At 74.7% G+C, this 15,974-nt stretch carries 18 protein-coding genes and 1 pseudogene; 7 read left to right on the forward strand and 12 right to left on the reverse strand.

The features are described from left to right. On the forward strand, nt 1-949 hold a 949-nt coding region (locus I3F58_RS27715; RefSeq protein ID WP_240111456.1), incomplete at its 5' end, for an ABC transporter ATP-binding protein. Beyond that, nucleotides 946-1,656, forward strand: coding sequence for an ABC transporter ATP-binding protein (locus I3F58_RS27720; protein WP_240111457.1), 711 nt, complete (start codon nt 946-948; stop codon nt 1,654-1,656). The genes I3F58_RS27715 and I3F58_RS27720, both read left to right, overlap by 4 nt. Nucleotides 1,657-2,000: 344 nt before the next feature. On the opposite strand, the gene I3F58_RS29910 is transcribed toward I3F58_RS27720, so the two are convergent. Beyond that, entirely contained in the window at nt 2,001-2,897 is an 897-nt protein-coding gene (locus I3F58_RS29910; protein ID WP_374208050.1) for a transglycosylase family protein, read from the reverse strand. A gap of 211 nt (nt 2,898-3,108) precedes the next feature. On the opposite strand from I3F58_RS29910, the gene I3F58_RS27730 reads away from it, so the two are divergent. Continuing rightward, nucleotides 3,109-3,918 carry a hypothetical protein gene (locus I3F58_RS27730; protein WP_240111458.1) on the forward strand — a complete coding sequence of 270 codons (810 nt, stop codon included), beginning with the start codon at nt 3,109-3,111 and terminating at the stop codon, nt 3,916-3,918. Next, nucleotides 3,918-4,499, forward strand: coding sequence for a hypothetical protein (locus tag I3F58_RS27735; RefSeq protein WP_240111472.1), 582 nt, complete (start codon nt 3,918-3,920; stop codon nt 4,497-4,499). The genes I3F58_RS27730 and I3F58_RS27735 overlap by 1 nt, the downstream gene beginning before the upstream one ends. A 92-nt stretch (nt 4,500-4,591) precedes the next feature. On the opposite strand, the gene der is transcribed toward I3F58_RS27735, so the two are convergent. The 5 genes from der to aroH all read right to left on the reverse strand — a co-directional run bounded on the left by der (nt 4,592) and on the right by aroH (nt 9,042). Continuing rightward, on the reverse strand, nt 4,592-6,040 hold the full coding sequence (gene der / locus I3F58_RS27740) for a ribosome biogenesis GTPase Der (protein WP_240111459.1): 1,449 nt from the start codon (nt 6,038-6,040) through the stop codon (nt 4,592-4,594). 72 nt (nt 6,041-6,112) lie between these two features. After that, nucleotides 6,113-6,796 (reverse strand): 1-acyl-sn-glycerol-3-phosphate acyltransferase, encoded by a 684-nt coding sequence (locus I3F58_RS27745; protein ID WP_240111460.1) that lies wholly within the window; start codon nt 6,794-6,796, stop codon nt 6,113-6,115. Beyond that, on the reverse strand, nt 6,751-7,437 hold the full coding sequence (cmk, locus tag I3F58_RS27750) for a (d)CMP kinase (RefSeq protein ID WP_240111461.1): 687 nt from the start codon (nt 7,435-7,437) through the stop codon (nt 6,751-6,753). The genes I3F58_RS27745 and cmk overlap by 46 nt, the downstream gene beginning before the upstream one ends. A gap of 160 nt (nt 7,438-7,597) precedes the next feature. Beyond that, nucleotides 7,598-8,683: a prephenate dehydrogenase gene (locus I3F58_RS27755; RefSeq protein ID WP_240111462.1), complete on the reverse strand. Its 1,086-nt coding sequence runs from the start codon at nt 8,681-8,683 to the stop codon at nt 7,598-7,600. Continuing rightward, the gene (gene aroH / locus I3F58_RS27760) at nt 8,680-9,042 is read right to left on the reverse strand and encodes a chorismate mutase (protein ID WP_240111463.1); all 363 of its coding nucleotides are present in this window, start codon (nt 9,040-9,042) and stop codon (nt 8,680-8,682) included. Before aroH ends, I3F58_RS27755 begins: the two co-directional genes overlap by 4 nt. A gap of 183 nt (nt 9,043-9,225) precedes the next feature. Here aroH and I3F58_RS27765 point away from each other — a divergent pair, with 183 nt between their 5' ends. Genes I3F58_RS27765 through I3F58_RS27775 form a run of 3 tightly spaced genes read left to right on the forward strand, consistent with a single transcriptional unit; the run spans nt 9,226 to nt 10,858 of the window. Continuing rightward, nucleotides 9,226-9,549: a DUF952 domain-containing protein gene (locus I3F58_RS27765; protein WP_240111470.1), complete on the forward strand. Its 324-nt coding sequence runs from the start codon at nt 9,226-9,228 to the stop codon at nt 9,547-9,549. A 52-nt stretch (nt 9,550-9,601) separates the two neighbouring features. After that, entirely contained in the window at nt 9,602-10,057 is a 456-nt protein-coding gene (locus I3F58_RS27770; protein WP_240111464.1) for a Rieske (2Fe-2S) protein, read from the forward strand. Between the two features lie 24 nt (nt 10,058-10,081). Continuing rightward, the gene (locus I3F58_RS27775) at nt 10,082-10,858 is read left to right on the forward strand and encodes a DNA polymerase beta superfamily protein (protein ID WP_240111465.1); all 777 of its coding nucleotides are present in this window, start codon (nt 10,082-10,084) and stop codon (nt 10,856-10,858) included. Here I3F58_RS27775 and I3F58_RS27780 read toward each other — a convergent pair whose 3' ends face one another. The 6 genes and pseudogenes from I3F58_RS27780 to I3F58_RS27805 all read right to left on the reverse strand — a co-directional run. Continuing rightward, entirely contained in the window at nt 10,859-11,884 is a 1,026-nt protein-coding gene (locus tag I3F58_RS27780) for an ADP-ribosylglycohydrolase family protein (RefSeq protein WP_275679011.1), read from the reverse strand. After that, nucleotides 11,881-12,615, reverse strand: a complete 735-nt coding sequence (locus tag I3F58_RS27785) for an NUDIX domain-containing protein (RefSeq protein ID WP_240111466.1) — start codon at nt 12,613-12,615, stop codon at nt 11,881-11,883. The genes I3F58_RS27780 and I3F58_RS27785 overlap by 4 nt, the downstream gene beginning before the upstream one ends. A 157-nt stretch (nt 12,616-12,772) precedes the next feature. Then, the gene (locus I3F58_RS27790) at nt 12,773-13,855 is read right to left on the reverse strand and encodes a pseudouridine synthase (RefSeq protein ID WP_240111467.1); all 1,083 of its coding nucleotides are present in this window, start codon (nt 13,853-13,855) and stop codon (nt 12,773-12,775) included. Further along, nucleotides 13,855-14,463: an SMC-Scp complex subunit ScpB gene (gene scpB / locus I3F58_RS27795; protein ID WP_240111468.1), complete on the reverse strand. Its 609-nt coding sequence runs from the start codon at nt 14,461-14,463 to the stop codon at nt 13,855-13,857. Before scpB ends, I3F58_RS27790 begins: the two co-directional genes overlap by 1 nt. Continuing rightward, complete coding sequence (locus tag I3F58_RS27800; protein ID WP_240111469.1) at nt 14,463-15,593, reverse strand: ScpA family protein; 1,131 nt, start codon at nt 15,591-15,593, stop codon at nt 14,463-14,465. Before I3F58_RS27800 ends, scpB begins: the two co-directional genes overlap by 1 nt. Nucleotides 15,594-15,682: 89 nt before the next feature. Next, a pseudogene (locus I3F58_RS27805) lies at nt 15,683-15,974 on the reverse strand (hypothetical protein); the annotation flags it as partial.

Genomic DNA, 15,974 nt, shown 5'->3' on the forward strand with positions numbered 1-15,974 from the left:
CGCCACGCCTCCCGAAGCACCCGGGCCGGCCCCGCGGCGGCACGGCGCGCCCCCCGGGCCCCGGGGCCGCTCCGCCCCGAGCGGCGGGACCCCGGCCGTCGGCACCGCCCCTCTCTCCCCGGCCGAGCCGCCCGCCCACTCCCGGGAGCCAGGCCCCGGCGGCGGGCCCGCCCCGGACACCCCGCGCCCGGCCGACGGAACGGACGCGCCGCTCCCCCGCCCGGAGGGCGACGGTCCCGCCGGGCCTCCGCCCCCAGGACGAGTCCCGGGCGGCAGCGGTGCGGCGGAGCCGGGCGTGCGGTTGCGGGCGCGGCGGCTCACCGTGCGGTACGCGGGGTTCACCGCGCTGGACCGGGTCGACCTCGACCTCCCCGTAGGCCGGATCACCGCCCTCGTCGGGCCGAACGGGGCCGGGAAGAGCACCCTGTTCCACTGCCTCGCCGGCACGATCCGCCCCGCCGCCGGTCAGGTGACGCTCGACGGCGCCGACATCACCCGCCGCCCCGCCCACGCCCGTACTCGTCTCGGCATCGCCCGCACCTTCCAGGAACTGGCCGTCTTCCCGTCCCTGACCGTCGAGGACAACGTGCGGATCGGCGCCGAACAGGGCCGGGTCCGCTCCTCTCCCGGCCCGGACACGGAGCAGGTCCTGCGCCTGCTCGGCCTGTCCGGCGGCCTCCGCGCGCGCCCCGCCGCCGGGCTCTCCACCGGCACGCTGCGCCGTGTCGAGCTGGGCCGCGCCCTCGCCGGCCGGCCCCATGCCCTCCTCCTCGACGAGCCCGCCGCCGGGCTCGACGCCGCCGAGACCGCCGCCCTCGCCCGCGTCCTGCGGGCCCTCGCCGCCGACGGCATGGCCGTCCTCGTCGTCGAGCACGACCCGGACCTCGTCGCGGCGATCGCGCACACCGTCCACGTCATGGAGGCCGGAAGGATCGTGACGCGGTCATGAGCGTCGAGATGGAGCTGCGCTCCGTACGGGTCCGGTACGGCCCCCTGGAAGCCCTGCACGGCATCGACCTCGCCGTGCCCGCAGGCACCGTCACGGTGCTGCTGGGCCGCAACGGATCCGGTCGTACGACCCTGCTGCGCACCCTCGCGGGAGCCGTGCGGCCCAGCTCCGGGCGGGTGTGGTGGCGCGGCGCCGACGTGACCGGCGTGCCCGCGCACCGGCGGGCGCGGCGCGGGCTCCGCTTCGTCCCGGACCGGCGCGCGGTGTACGCCGCACTCACCGTCGCCGAGAACCTCGCCCTCGCCGCCGCTCCGCCGGGCGACCTCGCGCCCGCTCTGGACGCCTACCCGGAGCTGCGGCCCCTCCTCCCCCGCCGGGCGGGCACCCTCTCCGGCGGCGAGCAGCGGATGCTGGCGCTGAGCCGCGCCCTGCTGCCGCCCCGGGAGGGTCCCGCGCGCGTCGTCCTCGTCGACGAAGCCGCGCTCGGCATGTCGCCCGCCGTCGCCGCCCGTACGTACGCCCTGCTGTCCGCGCTCCGGCTGGCGGGCACCGCCGTGGTCCTGGCCGAGCAACGCCTGCCCGCCGGTCTGCCGCCCGGAAGCCTGGCCCACGAACTGCGCCGCGGCACCCTCGCCTTCAGCGGCGAGACGACCGAACTCATCCAGCGGGGGCCGCAGCAGGCCGCGGGCCCCCGCGATGACGCCTGAACGGGGCCCGGCCGCGTCCGCCGGTACCCCCACACCCGCCGCCCGGCCTCCAGCGGCAAAGCATCCGAACGCCCGGACCGGCAAGGCCCGCCCTCCCCGAAACCCCGCGATCACACCGGAACGGCGCCTCAGTCCACCCGCCCGTCAGGCCTGGGAACCGGAAGCCCACCGGTGCCTCGGCCGCCCCGGTCCCGGTCCCTCCCTAGCAACGCCACTCCTCGACTGCCGGAACGGACCGAAGCCCCACCCGAATCCGTCGGCCCCCGGCCGCCCCGCCTCCGGCGGCGCACACGACCGCACCACCGGACCGGGCCCCGGCCCCCCAGCCCCTCCGGCCCCCGCGATCAGTCCTGTCCGGTCGTCGCCCTGCCGCCCGCCGGGCCGAGGTCCGGCCCGGCGGGCGGCAGGACCGCCCCGGGCCGCTCTGCTCCCGTTCCGCGCGGGAAGACGAACCGCCACGCCGTCGACGCGTCCCTCTGCTCCGCCGGCTCCCCACCCTCCACAGGATCCGCCGGACCGGGCGACTCCACCCCCTCCACCGGCTCCCCCGCCCCCGCCTCGTCCCCCGAGCCCGACTGCTCCTCCGCACCCACCGGCTCCCCGTCCTCCACCGGTCCCGCAGGCTCCGCCGGCGGCTCCCCCTCCACCGGTTCCTGCCTCCGTTCCGGGATCCGCAGCAGCATGCCCGGCTCCAAGCGGTCCGGGTCCTCGCCCAGCAGGTCGCGGTTCGCCTCGTACAGGGCCGGGGCACCGCCCTCCACCCGGAAGCGGCGGGCGATCGCCGTCAGGGTGTCGCCGGGCTCCACCGTGTGGTGGCGGCCCGACAGGCCGTACCGCCTGGAGCACTCGGGCCAGGCCCGCCAGCCCTGCCACCTCAGCACCTCACGCGCCACGACGATCTGCTCCTCACGCGTGGCGAGGTCCGCGCGCCGCGCGAAGGCGAGCCCGCCGAACTCCTCCCACGTGGACTGACGGAACTGAAGGCCCCCGAAGTAGCCGTTCCCGGTGTCGACGGACCAGTTGCCGCCGGACTCGCAGAGGGCCACGCACCCCCACGGCCAGTCTCCCGGGCAGTCCTGGGGGGTGCCCGTGCCCACGTGGTAGTGGAAGTGACCGTGGCTCACCTCCGGGCCCGGCGCGGGCGGAGGCGGATCACCGGGTACGCCCCCGGCGAACGCCGGTACGACCGAGACGACCAACAGCACGGCGGACCACAGAGCGGGCAGCGGACGCGGCAGCATCCCGCCCACGCTAGGCACCACCGGCCGCGCCCCGGCGGCCTGCCGCGCGCCCCGCCCCGCGACACCACCCGGCCGGACGCACCGCACCCGGCTCGATTCCGTGGCCGCAGGCGCGTGACCCCGGCCGCAGCTCGGCCGTTGAACCGTCAAGAGGCGTGCCGGGACCTGCCCGGCCGCCACCGCACGCACCAACGAGTCCGAGGAGCCACCCGTGCCGCGCATGCTCGACGTCAGCGAGGACGTACGCGCCGAGATCGGTGACGAAGAAGCCGACCGGCTGCTCGCCGGCGAGAACGCCCCGGGCAGCTACGACTGCACCTCCTGCCGCACCCCGGGCGACTCCGAGCAGGAACGCACCAGCACCGTGCTGTTCGTCGGCGAGGAGACCGCCGTCCTCGCCTTCGCCCACGCCACCTGCATCCCCTCCCAGGTCGTCACGGTCTCGGAGGAGCAGCTCCAGGGCGCCGTCCGGTCCATCACCGGAGGCGGGCCGCAGACCGCACCCGCCGGGGGACCGTCCCCCGCCCCGCTCGCGGGCGGCACCGAGCAGGCCGTGCTGGGGGTGACGAGCGGACTGGTGCTGATCGAGGACGAGCTGCACCCGGCGCTCGTCGTCGAGCCGACCGCGCCGATCGCCCGCCCGGGCTCCGTCGGCTCCGGCGACGAGTTCCTGCCCCTCCTCATCGAGCAGGGCTTCCTCCCGGTGTCCGACCTGGACCAGAAGCCCACCGCCCTCGGCGGCTGGTCGGTGCTGCTGGCCATGGGGCAGCTCCACGCGATCCTCCAGCCCGGTACGGCCGGGGCGCAGCCGGTCGCCTGGTGGCAGGCGCACCAGCCGCTCCAGGTCACCGAGGGCTGGCGGGCCGCTGCGAACAAGCTGCAGACCGTCCTGGTGTTCGCCGCCCCGGTCGGCTCCATCGGCCAGCAGCCCCGCGAGGACCTGCTGCGCGACGCCCTGGAGAAGGCCGCCGCCAACGGGCGGCTGGTCGCCGCCGCCATGCCGCTGGCCGGAACCTCCTGATGGACGGGCTGCGCCCCGCCATACGGCCCACCCCCCTCCCGTACGGAACCCCGCAGAGCGCCACGGCCGGCACCGCGCATGGAACGCCCTCGTACGCGTCCCCGCACGATTCCTGGCCCGGTTCCCCGTACGGCTCGCCGCCCCCTCCGTCGTACGCGGTGGCCCACCCGCCCGCATACGGATCCCTGTCCGGGCCGCATCCGACGGGCGGCGGTGTCGTTGGCACCTACGTGCAGCACTCTTACGAGCCCTCCCGCCAGCCGTACCAGCACATCCCCGGCATGCGCCCGGCGCAGCAGGGGCCGTCCGGTTTCTCGGCCACGCCGATCTACGACGCGCTGTACTCCGAGTACCGCCGGTCCTTCCGGGCTCTGCCGGGTGACCGCAGCGGCGAGGAGGACCTCCGCTTCAAGGCCTTCGGCGTGGTGGCCTCGGTGCACAGCTCCCTCGGGCCCGCCGGGTACGGGCAGGGTCCGGGCTATCAGTCGGCGTACGGGGGCTACGCCGCCGCACGCCCGCACCCGGGACCCACGGGCCAGGCGCAGGCGGCGCTGCCGCCGGCCCCGCGCAGAGGACTCTGACTCGGGCAGGCGGCCGACACGGCGGCGGGGCCGGGATGCGTACATCGTGTACGCATCCCGGCCCCGCCGCCGTACGCGTGAACCGGCTCGCCCTACTTCTTCCGGCCGCGCTTCTCCCGCACCCGCACCGAGATGTGGATCGGCGTGCCGTCGAAGCCGAACTCCTCACGCAGCCGCCGCTCCACGAACCGGCGGTAGCCGTGCTCCAGGAAACCGGACGCGAACAGCACGAACCGCGGCGGCTTGGTGCCCGCCTGGGTGCCGAACAGGATGCGCGACTGCTTGCCGCCCCGGATGGGGTGCGGGTGGGCGGCGACCAGCTCACCGAGGAACGCGTTCAGGCGGCCGGTGGGGACCCGGGTCTCCCAGCCGGCCAGGGCGGTCTCGATCGCCGGGACCAGCTTGTCCATATGGCGGCCGGTGCGTGCGGAGACGTTCACCCGGGGTGCCCAGGAGACCTGCTGCATCTCGGTCTCGATCTCGCGCTCCAGGTAGTAGCGGCGCTCCTCGTCGAGGTCGTCCCACTTGTTGTAGGCGACGACGAGGGCGCGCCCGGCCTCGACGGCCATGGTGATGATGCGCTGGTCCTGGACGCTGATCGACTCGGTGGTGTCGATCAGGACGACGGCGACCTCGGCCTTCTCGACCGCGGCGGCGGTGCGCAGCGAGGCGTAGTAGTCGGCGCCCTCCTGGAGGTGAACCCGCTTGCGGATGCCCGCCGTGTCGACGAACTTCCAGGTGATGCCGCCGAGTTCGATGAGTTCGTCGACCGGGTCGCGGGTGGTGCCGGCCAGCTCGTTGACGACGACGCGCTCCTCGCCGGCGAGCTTGTTGAGCAGCGAGGACTTGCCGACGTTGGGGCGGCCGATGAGCGCGATACGGCGCGGGCCGCCGGGGGCCGTGCCGAAGGTCTGGGCGGGGGCCTCGGGCAGTGCCTTGAGGACCTCGTCGAGGAGGTCGCCGGTGCCGCGGCCGTGCAGCGCGGAGACGGGGAACGGCTCACCGAGGCCCAGGGACCAGAGCATGGCCGCGTCGGCCTCGCCGGACGCGCCGTCCACCTTGTTCGCGGCGAGGACGACCGGCTTCCCGGCACGGCGCAGCAGCTTGACGACGGCCTCGTCGGTGTCCGTGGCGCCGACGGTCGCGTCCACCACGAAGACGACCGCGTCGGCGGCCTCGATGGCGTACTCGGCCTGGGCGGCGACGGACGCGTCGATGCCGAGGACGTCCTGCTCCCAGCCGCCGGTGTCGACGACCTTGAAGCGGCGACCGGCCCACTCGGCCTCGTAGGTGACCCGGTCACGGGTGACGCCCGGCCTGTCCTCGACGACGGCTTCACGGCGGCCGATGATGCGGTTCACCAGGGTCGACTTGCCGACGTTCGGGCGGCCGACGACGGCGAGGACCGGCAGTGGGCCGTGCCCGGCTGCCTCGATCGCGCCTTCGACCTCCTCGATGTCGAAGCCCTCTTCGGCGGCGAGCTCCATGAACTCCGCGTACTCGGCGTCGCCAAGTGCCCCGTGGTCGTGCTGGTCGTTCATGAAGTCCGTTCCTCGTGGTTCGTGGTGGTCGGTGAACCGTCCGCGCGGGCCGGTTCACTACTGAAGTCTCGCTCAGCGCCCGGTGAGGCGCCTGGCGTTTTCCAGGTGCGCGGCAAGCCGCCCCTGGATGCGTACGGTGGCCTCGTCCAGTGCCTTGCGGGTGCGCCGTCCGCTGCCGTCCCCCGCCTGGAAGGCGTCCCCGAAGACGATGTCGACGCGGCTGCGCAGCGGCGGGAGCCCCTTCACCAACCGGCCCTGCCGCTCGTTGCTTCCCAGCACGGCGACCGGGACGATCGAGGCCCCGGACCGCACGGCGAAGTAGGCGAGCCCGCCGCGGATGGCGGCGAAGTCGCCCTCGCCCCGGGTGCCCTCCGGGAAGATCCCGAGGACGCCGCCGTGGCCCAGCACGTCGAGAGCGCGGGTGACGGCCGTGCGGTCGGCGGAGGCGCGGTCGACCTTGATCTGCCCGATGCGGTCCAGGAACGGGCCGAGCGGCCCGGTGAACGCCTCCTGCTTGATGAGGAAGTGCACGGGCCGCGGCGCGGTGCCCATGAGCATGGGGCCGTCGAGGTTGTGGGCGTGGTTGACGGCCAGGATGACGGGCCCGGAGACCGGGACCCGCCAGGCGCCGAGGACGCGGGGCTTCCACAGCCCGTACATCAGGCCGATACCGATGCCCCGCCCGACGGCGGCGCCCTTCGCGGAGGGTGTCACCTGGCGGCCGTCCGCTTCTCCTCGACGAGGGTGACGACACACTCGATCACCTGCTGGAGGGTCAGGTCGGTGGTGTCGACCTCGACGGCGTCGTCGGCCTTGGCCAGCGGGGACGCCTTGCGGCTGGAGTCGGCGGCGTCCCGCTTGACGAGGGCTTCCCTGGTGGCGGACAGGTCCGCGCCCTTGGTCTCCCCGGCCCGGCGGGCGGCGCGGGCCTCGGCGGAGGCGGTGAGGAAGATCTTCAGGTCGGCGTCCGGCAGCACGGTCGTGCCGATGTCCCGTCCCTCGACGACGATGCCCTGCGGGGCGGCGGCGGCGATGGACCGCTGGAGCTCGGTGATCCGGGCCCGGATCTCCGGCACCGCGCTGACGGCACTGACCTTGGAGGTGACCTCCTGGGTACGGATCGGTCCGGAGGCGTCCTCGCCGTCGACGGTGATGGTGGGCTGCGCCGGGTCGGTCCCGGAGACGATCGCGGGCTTGCCCGCGGCGTCGGCGACGGCCTCGGGGTCCTGGACGTCGATCCCGTTGGCGATCATCCACCAGGTGATCGCCCGGTACTGGGCGCCGGTGTCCAGATAGCTGAGCCCCAGCTTGGCGGCGACGGCCTTGGAGGTGCTCGACTTGCCCGTGCCGGAGGGGCCATCGATGGCGACGATCACGGATTCCACGGTGTCGGACACCTTCCTGAGGAGACGGGGTGCGGACCGGCCGGTTGCCTGGCGCCCACCCCAAGGTTACCGAGTACCGGACCCGCCCCATGCCGCCGGTCGTCCGGGCGGGCAGAAGCCCGCCGTTTCGGGAGGGGCGGGACGGCGGGAGGCAACCACCGCACCGCGACCGCTACTGCCGCAACGCCCAGCCCCGCTCCCGCAGCCCCGCCGTCAGACCCGGCGCGGCCGACGGCGCGACCATCAGCTGCACGACGCCCGCCTGCTGCCCGGTCGCGTGCTCGATCCGCACGTCCTCGATGTTGACCCCCGCCCGTCCCGCATCCGCGAAGATCCGCGCCAGCTCCCCCGGCTGGTCGCTGATGAGCACCGCCACCGTCTCGTACGCCGCCGGAGCCGTCCCGTGCTTGCCCGGCACCCGGGCCCGTCCGCTGTTGCCTCGCCGCAGCACACCCGCGACGCCGTCCGCCCCGTCCAGCCGCTTGTCCTCGTCGGAGGACTCCAGGGCGCGCAGGGACCGCACGGTCTCGTCCAGATCGGCGGCGAGGTCCGCGAGGACGTCCGCGACCGGCCCGGGGTTCGCGGACAGGATCTCCACCCACATCCGCGGGTCGGACGCCGCGATGCGCGTCACGTCCCGGATGCCCTGACCGCAGAGCCGTACGGCGGTCTCCTCGGCCCCCTCCAGCCGCGCGGCGACCATGGACGAAACGAGCTGCGGGGTGTGGGAGACCAGCGCGACCGCCCGGTCGTGGGCGTCGGCGTCCATGACGACCGGCACCGCCCGGCACAGCGCGACCAGCTCCAGCGCCAGGTTCAGCACCTCGGTGTCGGTGTCCCGCGTCGGGGTGAGGACCCAGGGCCGGCCCTCGAACAGGTCTCCGCTCCCGGCCAGCGGCCCGGACTGCTCCTTCCCGGCCATGGGGTGCGTGCCGATGTACGAGGAGAGGTCGAGCCCCAGGGCCGCCAGTTCCCGCTGGAGGCCGCCCTTGACGCTGGCGACGTCCAGATAGCCCCGGGCGAGCCCGCCGCGCATGGCGTCGGCGAGGGCGCCCGCCGCGTGCGCGGGCGGCACGGCGACCACTGCGAGGTCGACACGCCCCTCCGGCGGCCCGTCCGTCCCGGCACCGAGCGCGGCGGCGGTCCGGGCGCGGTCGGGGTCGTGGTCGGCCAGGTGCACGGTGACCCCCCGGTCGGTGAGCGCGAGGGCGACGGACGTGCCGATCAGTCCTGTTCCGATGACGAGGGCGGTTCTCACTGGGCGATGTCCTTGCGCAGGGCGGCCGCGGCGCCGAGGTAGACGTGTGCGACCGCGGTCTTCGGCAGGTCGGTCTCCACATGGGCGAGGACCCGTACGACGCGGGGCATCGCACCGTCGACGTCCAGCTCCTGGGCGCACAGCAGAGGCACGTCCAGGAGGCCGAGGCGGCGGGCGGCCACGGCGGGGAAGTCGCAGCGCAGGTCGGGCGTCGCGGTGAACCAGACGCTGATCAGGTCGTCGGCGGTGAGCTGGTTCCGCTCCAGCAGCGCGGTGAGCAGGGCGCCGACCTGCTCGTGCATGTGCTCGGCGTCGTCCCGCTCCAGCTGGACGGCCCCCCGGACCGCTCGTACCGCCACGTCGGCTCCTCACCTCGGTTGTGTCCCGCGACCAGCCTAGAGCCGCCCGGCCGGTGCGTCCTGCCCCGCCCCGGCCCTTCCCGGCCCGGGGGTTCCGTCTCCGGGCCCCCGTCGGTGCCCGAACGGCGCCGGTCCCGGACACCGGACGGGCTGGATCCCCTCCTCGTGGGCGACACTGTCGGGATGCTCTTCCACGTCGCCCCCCTGGCCGACTGGGCCGCCGAACCCACCGCCCCCTACCGGCCCGCCACCCTCGCCACCGAGGGTTTCGTGCACTGCTCCGCCGACCGGGAGACGGCCCTGAGGATCGCGGACACGCACTTCCGGGCCGTGCCGGGACCGCTGCTGGTGCTGGTGCTCGACGAGGCGCGGCTGGCGGCTGAGGTGCGCTGGGCGGGGCCGTTCCCGCACGTGTACGGCCCTGTGGAGCGTGCCGCCGTGACGGAGGTGCTGGAGGTGCTCCGGGGCACGGACGGGCGGGCGCCCGGGCTCGTCCCGTGGAGGTAGCGCGCGGCATGGTGGCTTCCGTACGGGGGTGAGACCGCCCCAGGATGGCTGCATGCGCCCGTTTCCTCCCGCACAGGGACTCCACAGCCCCGCACCGCCACCGCCGTCTGCCCCGTCACCGGCGCCCCGCCGACGTACCGTGCTCGCCTGCGCCCTGACCGCTGCCGGGACCACCGCGCTCACGTCGGGGTGCGGGAACGGCGGCGATGTGGAGGTGTCGGGCACCGTGCTCGGGGAGACCTCCGAGGTCCCGGTCGGCGGCGGGAAGATCTTCGCCGACGAGAAGGTCGTGGTGACCCAGCCCGCGGCGGGTGACTTCAAGGCGTTCTCGGCGGTCTGCACCCACCAGGGCTGCACGGTCGGCTCGGTGACGAACGGCCTGATCAACTGCCCCTGCCACGGCAGCCGCTTCCGCATCGCGGACGCGTCCGTCGCCGCGGGCCCGGCCCCGCGTCCCCTGCCCCCGCGTGAGATCACGGTCTCGGACGGCACGATCAGACTGGCCTGAGGACCGGGCCGTAGGGTCGTGCGCATGATCACACCCGAAGCCCTCGTGCGCGACCACATGATCTACTCGTGCGTCATGGGGTCGCGTGCCTTCGGGCTGGCCACGGAGGACAGCGACACCGACCGGCGCGGGGTCTTCCTCGCGCCCACCGCGCTCCAGTGGCGCTTCACCAAGCCGCCCACACATGTGGAGGGCCCGGCCGAGGAGCAGTTCAGCTGGGAGCTGGAGCGGTTCTGCGAGCTGGCCCTGCGCGCCGACCCGAACGTGCTGGAGGTCCTGCACTCCCCGCTCGTCGAGCACGCCGACGCCACGGGCCGGGAGCTGCTGGCGCTGCGCGGCGCGTTCCTGTCGCGGCAGGTGCACGCGTCGTTCACCGGTTACGCGCTGACGCAGCACCGCAGGCTGGAGGCGCACGTCGCGCGCCACGGGGAGCCGCGCTGGAAGCACGCCGTGCACCTGCTGCGCCTGCTGACGAGCTGCCGCGATCTGCTCCGCACCGGTGTACTGACCGTCGAGGTGGGTGAGGAGCGGGAGCGGCTGCTGGCGGTGAAGCGGGGCGAGGCGGCGTGGCCGGACATCGAGGCGTGGGTGACCCGCCTGGCCGACGAGGCCGGCACGGCGCTGTCCGGCTCGCCCCTGCCGCCGGAGCCGGACCTGCCGCGCGTCGAGGACTTCCTCTACCGCGCCCGCCTGGCCTCGGCCCTCCGAGCCGCCCGTCGGCCCGGCCCGCGCGACGAGACCGTGCGGCGCGTCGCACCCGCGGGGGCGCCGGGTGACGGCGAGGCGGCCCCGGTCACCTGATCAAGCGTCCCAGAGCGCGCCCAGCGTCAGCAGTTCGCTGCGGTACTCGACGCGCTCGGCCCACTCCCGGGGCCAGGCGTCCGGGCCGAGGTGGGCACCGGCGAACGCACCCGCGAGGCAGGCGACGGAGTCGGAGTCGCCGCTGGTGCAGGCGGCCCGGCGCAAGGCGGTGACCGGCTCCTCGGGGAAGAGCAGGAAGCACAGCAGTCCCGTCGCGAGGGCCTCTTCCGCGATCCATCCCTCGCCGGTCAGCAGGCACGGGTCGGTCTCCGGACCGGCGGTCCGCGCGGCCCCCTCCAGCCGTTCCAGCACGGCCGCGCACTCGTCCCAGCCGCGCTGGATGAAGTGGAGTGCCGACGGGTCCTGGGAGCGGGTCCACAGGTCCCCGAGCCACTTCTCGTGGTAGCGGGAGCGGTTCTCGTAGGCGTACGAGCGGAGCAGCCCGACGAGCCCGAGCGGCTCGGCGCCCTGCGCCAGCAGGTGCACGGCGTGGGCGGTCAGGTCGGCGGCGGCCAGCGCGGTGGGGTGCCCGTGGGTGAGCGCGGCCTGCAGCTGCGCTGCGCCCGCGCGCTGTTCCTCGCTCAGCCGGGGCACGAGCCCCAGGGGGGCGACACGCATGTTGGCGCCGCAGCCCTTGGAGTGGATCTGGCTGGCGTCCTGCCAGACGCGGCCCTCGTCGGCCAGCAGGCCGCAGGCGACCAGGCAGGTGCGGCCGGGGGCCCGGTTGTTCTCCGGAGAGCGGGCCCACTCCACGAACTCCTCGCGCAGCGGGCGGGCCAGCCGCTGCGGTGCGAGGAGGCCCCGGTCCATGGCGGTACGGACGGCCCGGCCGACGGCGAGGGTCATCTGGGTGTCGTCGGTGACCCGGGCGGGTTCGGGCAGCGGCAGCCCGCGCCACGGCCCGTACCGGCTCGTGATCCTGGGGACGTCGATGAACTCGGTCGGCAGACCCATGGCGTCCCCGAGGGCCAGCCCGATGAGGGATCCGGTCGCGGCCTGCCTGGTGGCGGTCCTGGTGGTGATCATGCCTCTCGTCCTTCCGGTCGCAGCAGTGGTGGACGCAGGGCGGTCGCGTCGCCCGCGCGGTAGAGGGCGGCGGGTTTGCCCCGTCCCCCGGTGCGGCGCGGCGGGCCCTCCACGGGCCGGACGAAGCCGGGCGTGGCGAGGACCTTGCGCCGGAAGTTGGGGCGGTCGAGCGGGACGCCCCAGACCGTCTCGTACACCTGGCGCAGCTCCCCGAGCGTGAACTCCGGCGGGCAGAAGGCGGTGGCGAGACAGGTGTACTCGAGCTTGGCGCCGACACGTTCGCGGGCGTCGGCCAGGATCGCGTCGTGGTCGAAGGCCAGCGGGCCCTGGGTGCCGTACGGGAGCCAGGCGGCGTGGGCCGCGTCGCCGCCGCCGCGGGGCTCGGGCAGGCCGGGGCCGAGGGCCGCGTACGCGACGGAGACGACGCGCATGCGCGGGTCGCGGTCCGGGTCGCTGTAGGTGCGCAGCTGCTCCAGGTGGAGACCGGCGGCGGTGGAGCCGGACAGCCCGGTCTCCTCGGCCAGTTCGCGGCGGGCGGCCAGGTCGGCGGACTCGTGGGGCAGCACGAACCCGCCGGGCAGGGCCCAGGCACCTTCGTACGGCTCCGCTCCGCGCCGTACCAGCAGGACATGCAGCCGTCCGTCGCGGAGGGTGAACACGGCGAGGTCGACGGTGACCGCGAAGGGAGTGAAGGCACACGGGTCGTAGCCGTCAGGGGCCTGGGCGTTCATGGCACCGTCCGCGATGGGTGGACCGGAAGCTTTAAGAGTCACTCTGACCATAAATCAGGCCGGGCCGCCACGCAAGCGGCTTCGCGCCCCGGGACACGAAAACCCGTGGCCGTACGGGCCACGGGCTTCGGTGCGCGGATCAGGCGGCAGGGCCGGCCTACAGATCGACGTCCTTCATCAGCATGCCGACCTCGGTGTTGGTCAGCCGCCGCAGCCATCCGGACTTCTGGTCCCCCAGCGGGATCGGGCCGAAGGCGGTCCGGACGAGCTTGTCGACCGGGAAGCCGGCCTCGGCCAGCATGCGGCGCACGATGTGCTTGCGGCCCTCGTGCAGGGAGACCTCCACGAGGTAGTTCTTGCCGGTCTGCTCGACGACCCGGAAGTGGTCGGCCCGGGCGTAGCCGTCCTCCAGCCGGATGCCGTCCTTGAGGCGCTTGCCCAGGTCCCGCGGGATGGGGCCCTGGATGGCGGCGACATAGGTCTTGCGGACGCCGTACCGGGGGTGGGTGAGGCGGTGGGCCAGCTCGCCGTGGTTGGTGAGCAGGATGATGCCCTCGGTCTCGGTGTCCAGACGGCCGACGTGGAAGAGCCGGGTCTCGCGGTTGGTGACGTAGTCCCCGAGGCACTGGCGGCCGTCGGGGTCCTCCATGGTGGAGACGACACCGGCGGGCTTGTTCAGGGCGAAGAACTGGTACGACTGCGTGGCGACGGTCAGCCCGTCGACCTTGATCTCGTCCTTCTCCGGGTCGACGCGCAGACCCTGCTCGACCACGATCGAGCCGTTGACCTCGACGCGGGCGTCCTCGATCAGCTCCTCGCAGGCTCGCCGGGAGCCGTAGCCGGCACGGGCCAGGACCTTCTGCAAGCGCTCGCCGTCCTGCTGCTCCTGCTGCTTCTGCGGCCGGTTCGCATACCGCTCGCGGTTGCGCTCCTCGACGCGGGCGTCGTACTCGCGGGGGCGTGCGGGGGCGGTGCGGTCACGGCCGCGCTGCGGCTGCTGCGGCTTCTTGGGGCCGCCCTTGGCGCCGCCGCGGGCCGTGGCACCGCGGCCCTTGCGGGGGCCGTCGGAGGAGCCGGAGGAACCGGCGCCGCCCACGTCGTAGCGGCGCTCCTCGGGACGTGGCCGGCCCGCGCGCTTCTGCTTGTCGTCGCGCTTCCCTCCAGACCCCGTCCGGGGGGTGCCCCCACCGGAGCCCCGGTAGTTACCGCGCCCGCTGCTGTTCCTGCCGCTGCTTCGCATCAAAGTTCCGTCTTGTCGTCTGCGTCCTCGGAGTCCGGATCGGGTGCGTCCGGATCGAACGACGGTACGGCCTCCTGGGTCTCGGCCTCGATCGCCTCCGCCTCCGGGAGGAAGGGCGCGAGTTCCGGCAGCTCGTCCAGGCCGCGCAGGCCCATCCGCTCCAGGAAGTAGTTCGTCGTCCTGTACAGGATCGCACCTGTCTCGGGTTCTGTGCCCGCCTCCTCCACGAGACCCCGCTGGAGGAGGGTGCGCAGGACCCCGTCGCAGTTCACTCCGCGGACGGCCGCGACGCGTGAGCGGCTGACCGGCTGGCGGTACGCGACGACGGACAGGGTCTCCAGGGCGGCCTGGGTAAGCCGGGCCTGCCGGCCGTCCAGGACGAAGCTCTCGACGGCGGAGGCGTAGGCGGGCCGGGTGTAGTAGCGCCAGCCTCCGGCCACGGCCCGCAGCTCGAAGCCGCGCCCGCCCCGGTCGTACTCGTCGGCCAGCTCCCGCAGCGCGTCCGCGATCTCGCGGGGGGTGCGGTCGAGCACCTTGGCGAGGTGCCCCTCGGTGGCGGGTTCGTCGACGACCATGAGAACGGCCTCCAGGGCGGGCTTCAGCTCCATCAGGCGTCCTCCTGGTCGAATGCGTCGGTGACGGTCACGGTGGGGTCCCCGTCTCCCCCGGTCCAGTGAACGGTGAGCAGCCCGAGCGGCTCGGGCTGCTCCAGCCCGACGGCCTTGTCCCGGTACAGCTCCAGCAGGGCGAGGAACCGCGCGACCACGGTGAGGGTGCCGTCGGCGTCCCGGCTCAGCTCCGGGAAGCTGAGCGACCCCCGCTCCCGCAGCAGGGCGACCACGACGGCGGCCTGTTCCCTGACGCTGACGAGCGGAGCGTGAATGTGCTCGACGTACACCTGGGGGCGGGGCCTGGGCCGCATGGCCTTGACCGCCAGCCGGGCGAAGCCCTCCGCCCCGATGCCGATGACGACGTCCGGCAGCAGCTCGGCGTACTCCGGCTCCAGCCCGACGGTACGGGGATAGCGCCGCCCTTCACCGTCCATCCGCTCACCGAGGATCCCCGCGACCTGCTTGTACGCCCGGTACTGGAGGAGCCGCGCGAAGAGCAGGTCGCGGGCCTCCAGCAGGGCGAGGTCGGCCTCGTCCTCCACCTCGGCGGCGGGCAGCAGCCGGGCGGCCTTCAGATCGAGGAGAGTCGCGGCGACGACGAGGAACTCGGTGGCCTGGTCGAGGTCCCAGTCGGGCCCCATCCCCCGGATGTACGCCATGAAGTCGTCGGTCACCCGTGAGAGGGCCACCTCGGTGACGTCCATCTTGTGCCGGGCGATCAGCTGCAGCAGCAGGTCGAAGGGCCCCTCGAAGTTCCCCAGCCGCACGGTGAACCGGGCGCCCTCGTCGTCGGCGCCCCTGCCCCCCTCCGTATCCGGGCCGGTCGCGGCGGCCTCCTCGGCCCACGCCCCCGCGCCGGCCGGCACCGCCGCCTGCTCCGGACCGGACGCCGCCGCCTCCCCGGAGCCGGGCTCTCCCGCCTCCGCCGGGCCACGCACCGCGGGTTCCTCCGCGGGCGGTCGTTCCGCCGGGCGCGACGGGGACCTGCCCTGCCCGGACGAAGCCGGGAGCTCTGCCGGGGGCGGGCGCCCCGGTACCGGGGCCGCGCCCTCCGCCTGCGCGGCGCCCGGCCCCCTGCCCAGGGCACGCCGACGCCGGCTCGGGGCGTCGGATTCGTGCGGGCACATGGTGCGAGGTCCAGGGGCGGGGCGGCGGGGGGCGCCCGTCAGGCTACCGGGCCCGCGCGGGCCTCACCGGCAGCCGCGCTGCGGAGCCGTCAGCGGCCCCGCAGCCGCCGCACCAGGATGCTGGCGTCGCCCCGGGACTCCAGGTCGGCGAGGACCACCGCGACCGCCTCGCGGACGATGCGCCCACGGTCCACGGCCAGCCCGTGCTCGCCGCGCAGCACCAGCCGCGCGTGCTCCAGGTCCATCAGTTCCTCGGCGGAGACGTACACCGTGATCTTCTCGTCGTGCCGCTCACGCCCACTGGGGCGGCGGCTGGCCGCGCGCCGGCCCCGCCGTGCCGCCGCGGAGGCGGCGGCGGCGGGCGCCGCACCTCCGGCGCTC

This window comes from Streptomyces sp. MUM 203J (assembly GCF_022414595.1).
Taxonomy (GTDB): Bacteria; Actinomycetota; Actinomycetes; order Streptomycetales; family Streptomycetaceae; genus Streptomyces.

Bases quoted from the DNA above. Each gene is read 5' to 3' on its own strand.
- I3F58_RS27720 (WP_240111457.1), top strand. From the start codon at position 946: ATGAGCGTCGAGATGGAGCTGCGCTCCGTACGGGTCCGGTACGGCCCC.
- I3F58_RS29910 (WP_374208050.1), bottom strand. From the start codon at position 2,897: ATGCTGCCGCGTCCGCTGCCCGCTCTGTGGTCCGCCGTGCTGTTGGTC.
- I3F58_RS27735 (WP_240111472.1), top strand. From the start codon at position 3,918: ATGGACGGGCTGCGCCCCGCCATACGGCCCACCCCCCTCCCGTACGGA.
- der (WP_240111459.1), bottom strand. From the start codon at position 6,040: ATGAACGACCAGCACGACCACGGGGCACTTGGCGACGCCGAGTACGCG.
- I3F58_RS27765 (WP_240111470.1), top strand. From the start codon at position 9,226: ATGCTCTTCCACGTCGCCCCCCTGGCCGACTGGGCCGCCGAACCCACC.
- I3F58_RS27770 (WP_240111464.1), top strand. From the start codon at position 9,602: ATGCGCCCGTTTCCTCCCGCACAGGGACTCCACAGCCCCGCACCGCCA.
- I3F58_RS27775 (WP_240111465.1), top strand. From the start codon at position 10,082: ATGATCACACCCGAAGCCCTCGTGCGCGACCACATGATCTACTCGTGC.
- I3F58_RS27780 (WP_275679011.1), bottom strand. From the start codon at position 11,884: ATGATCACCACCAGGACCGCCACCAGGCAGGCCGCGACCGGATCCCTC.
- I3F58_RS27785 (WP_240111466.1), bottom strand. From the start codon at position 12,615: ATGAACGCCCAGGCCCCTGACGGCTACGACCCGTGTGCCTTCACTCCC.
- I3F58_RS27790 (WP_240111467.1), bottom strand. From the start codon at position 13,855: ATGCGAAGCAGCGGCAGGAACAGCAGCGGGCGCGGTAACTACCGGGGC.
- scpB (WP_240111468.1), bottom strand. From the start codon at position 14,463: ATGGAGCTGAAGCCCGCCCTGGAGGCCGTTCTCATGGTCGTCGACGAA.
- I3F58_RS27800 (WP_240111469.1), bottom strand. From the start codon at position 15,593: ATGTGCCCGCACGAATCCGACGCCCCGAGCCGGCGTCGGCGTGCCCTG.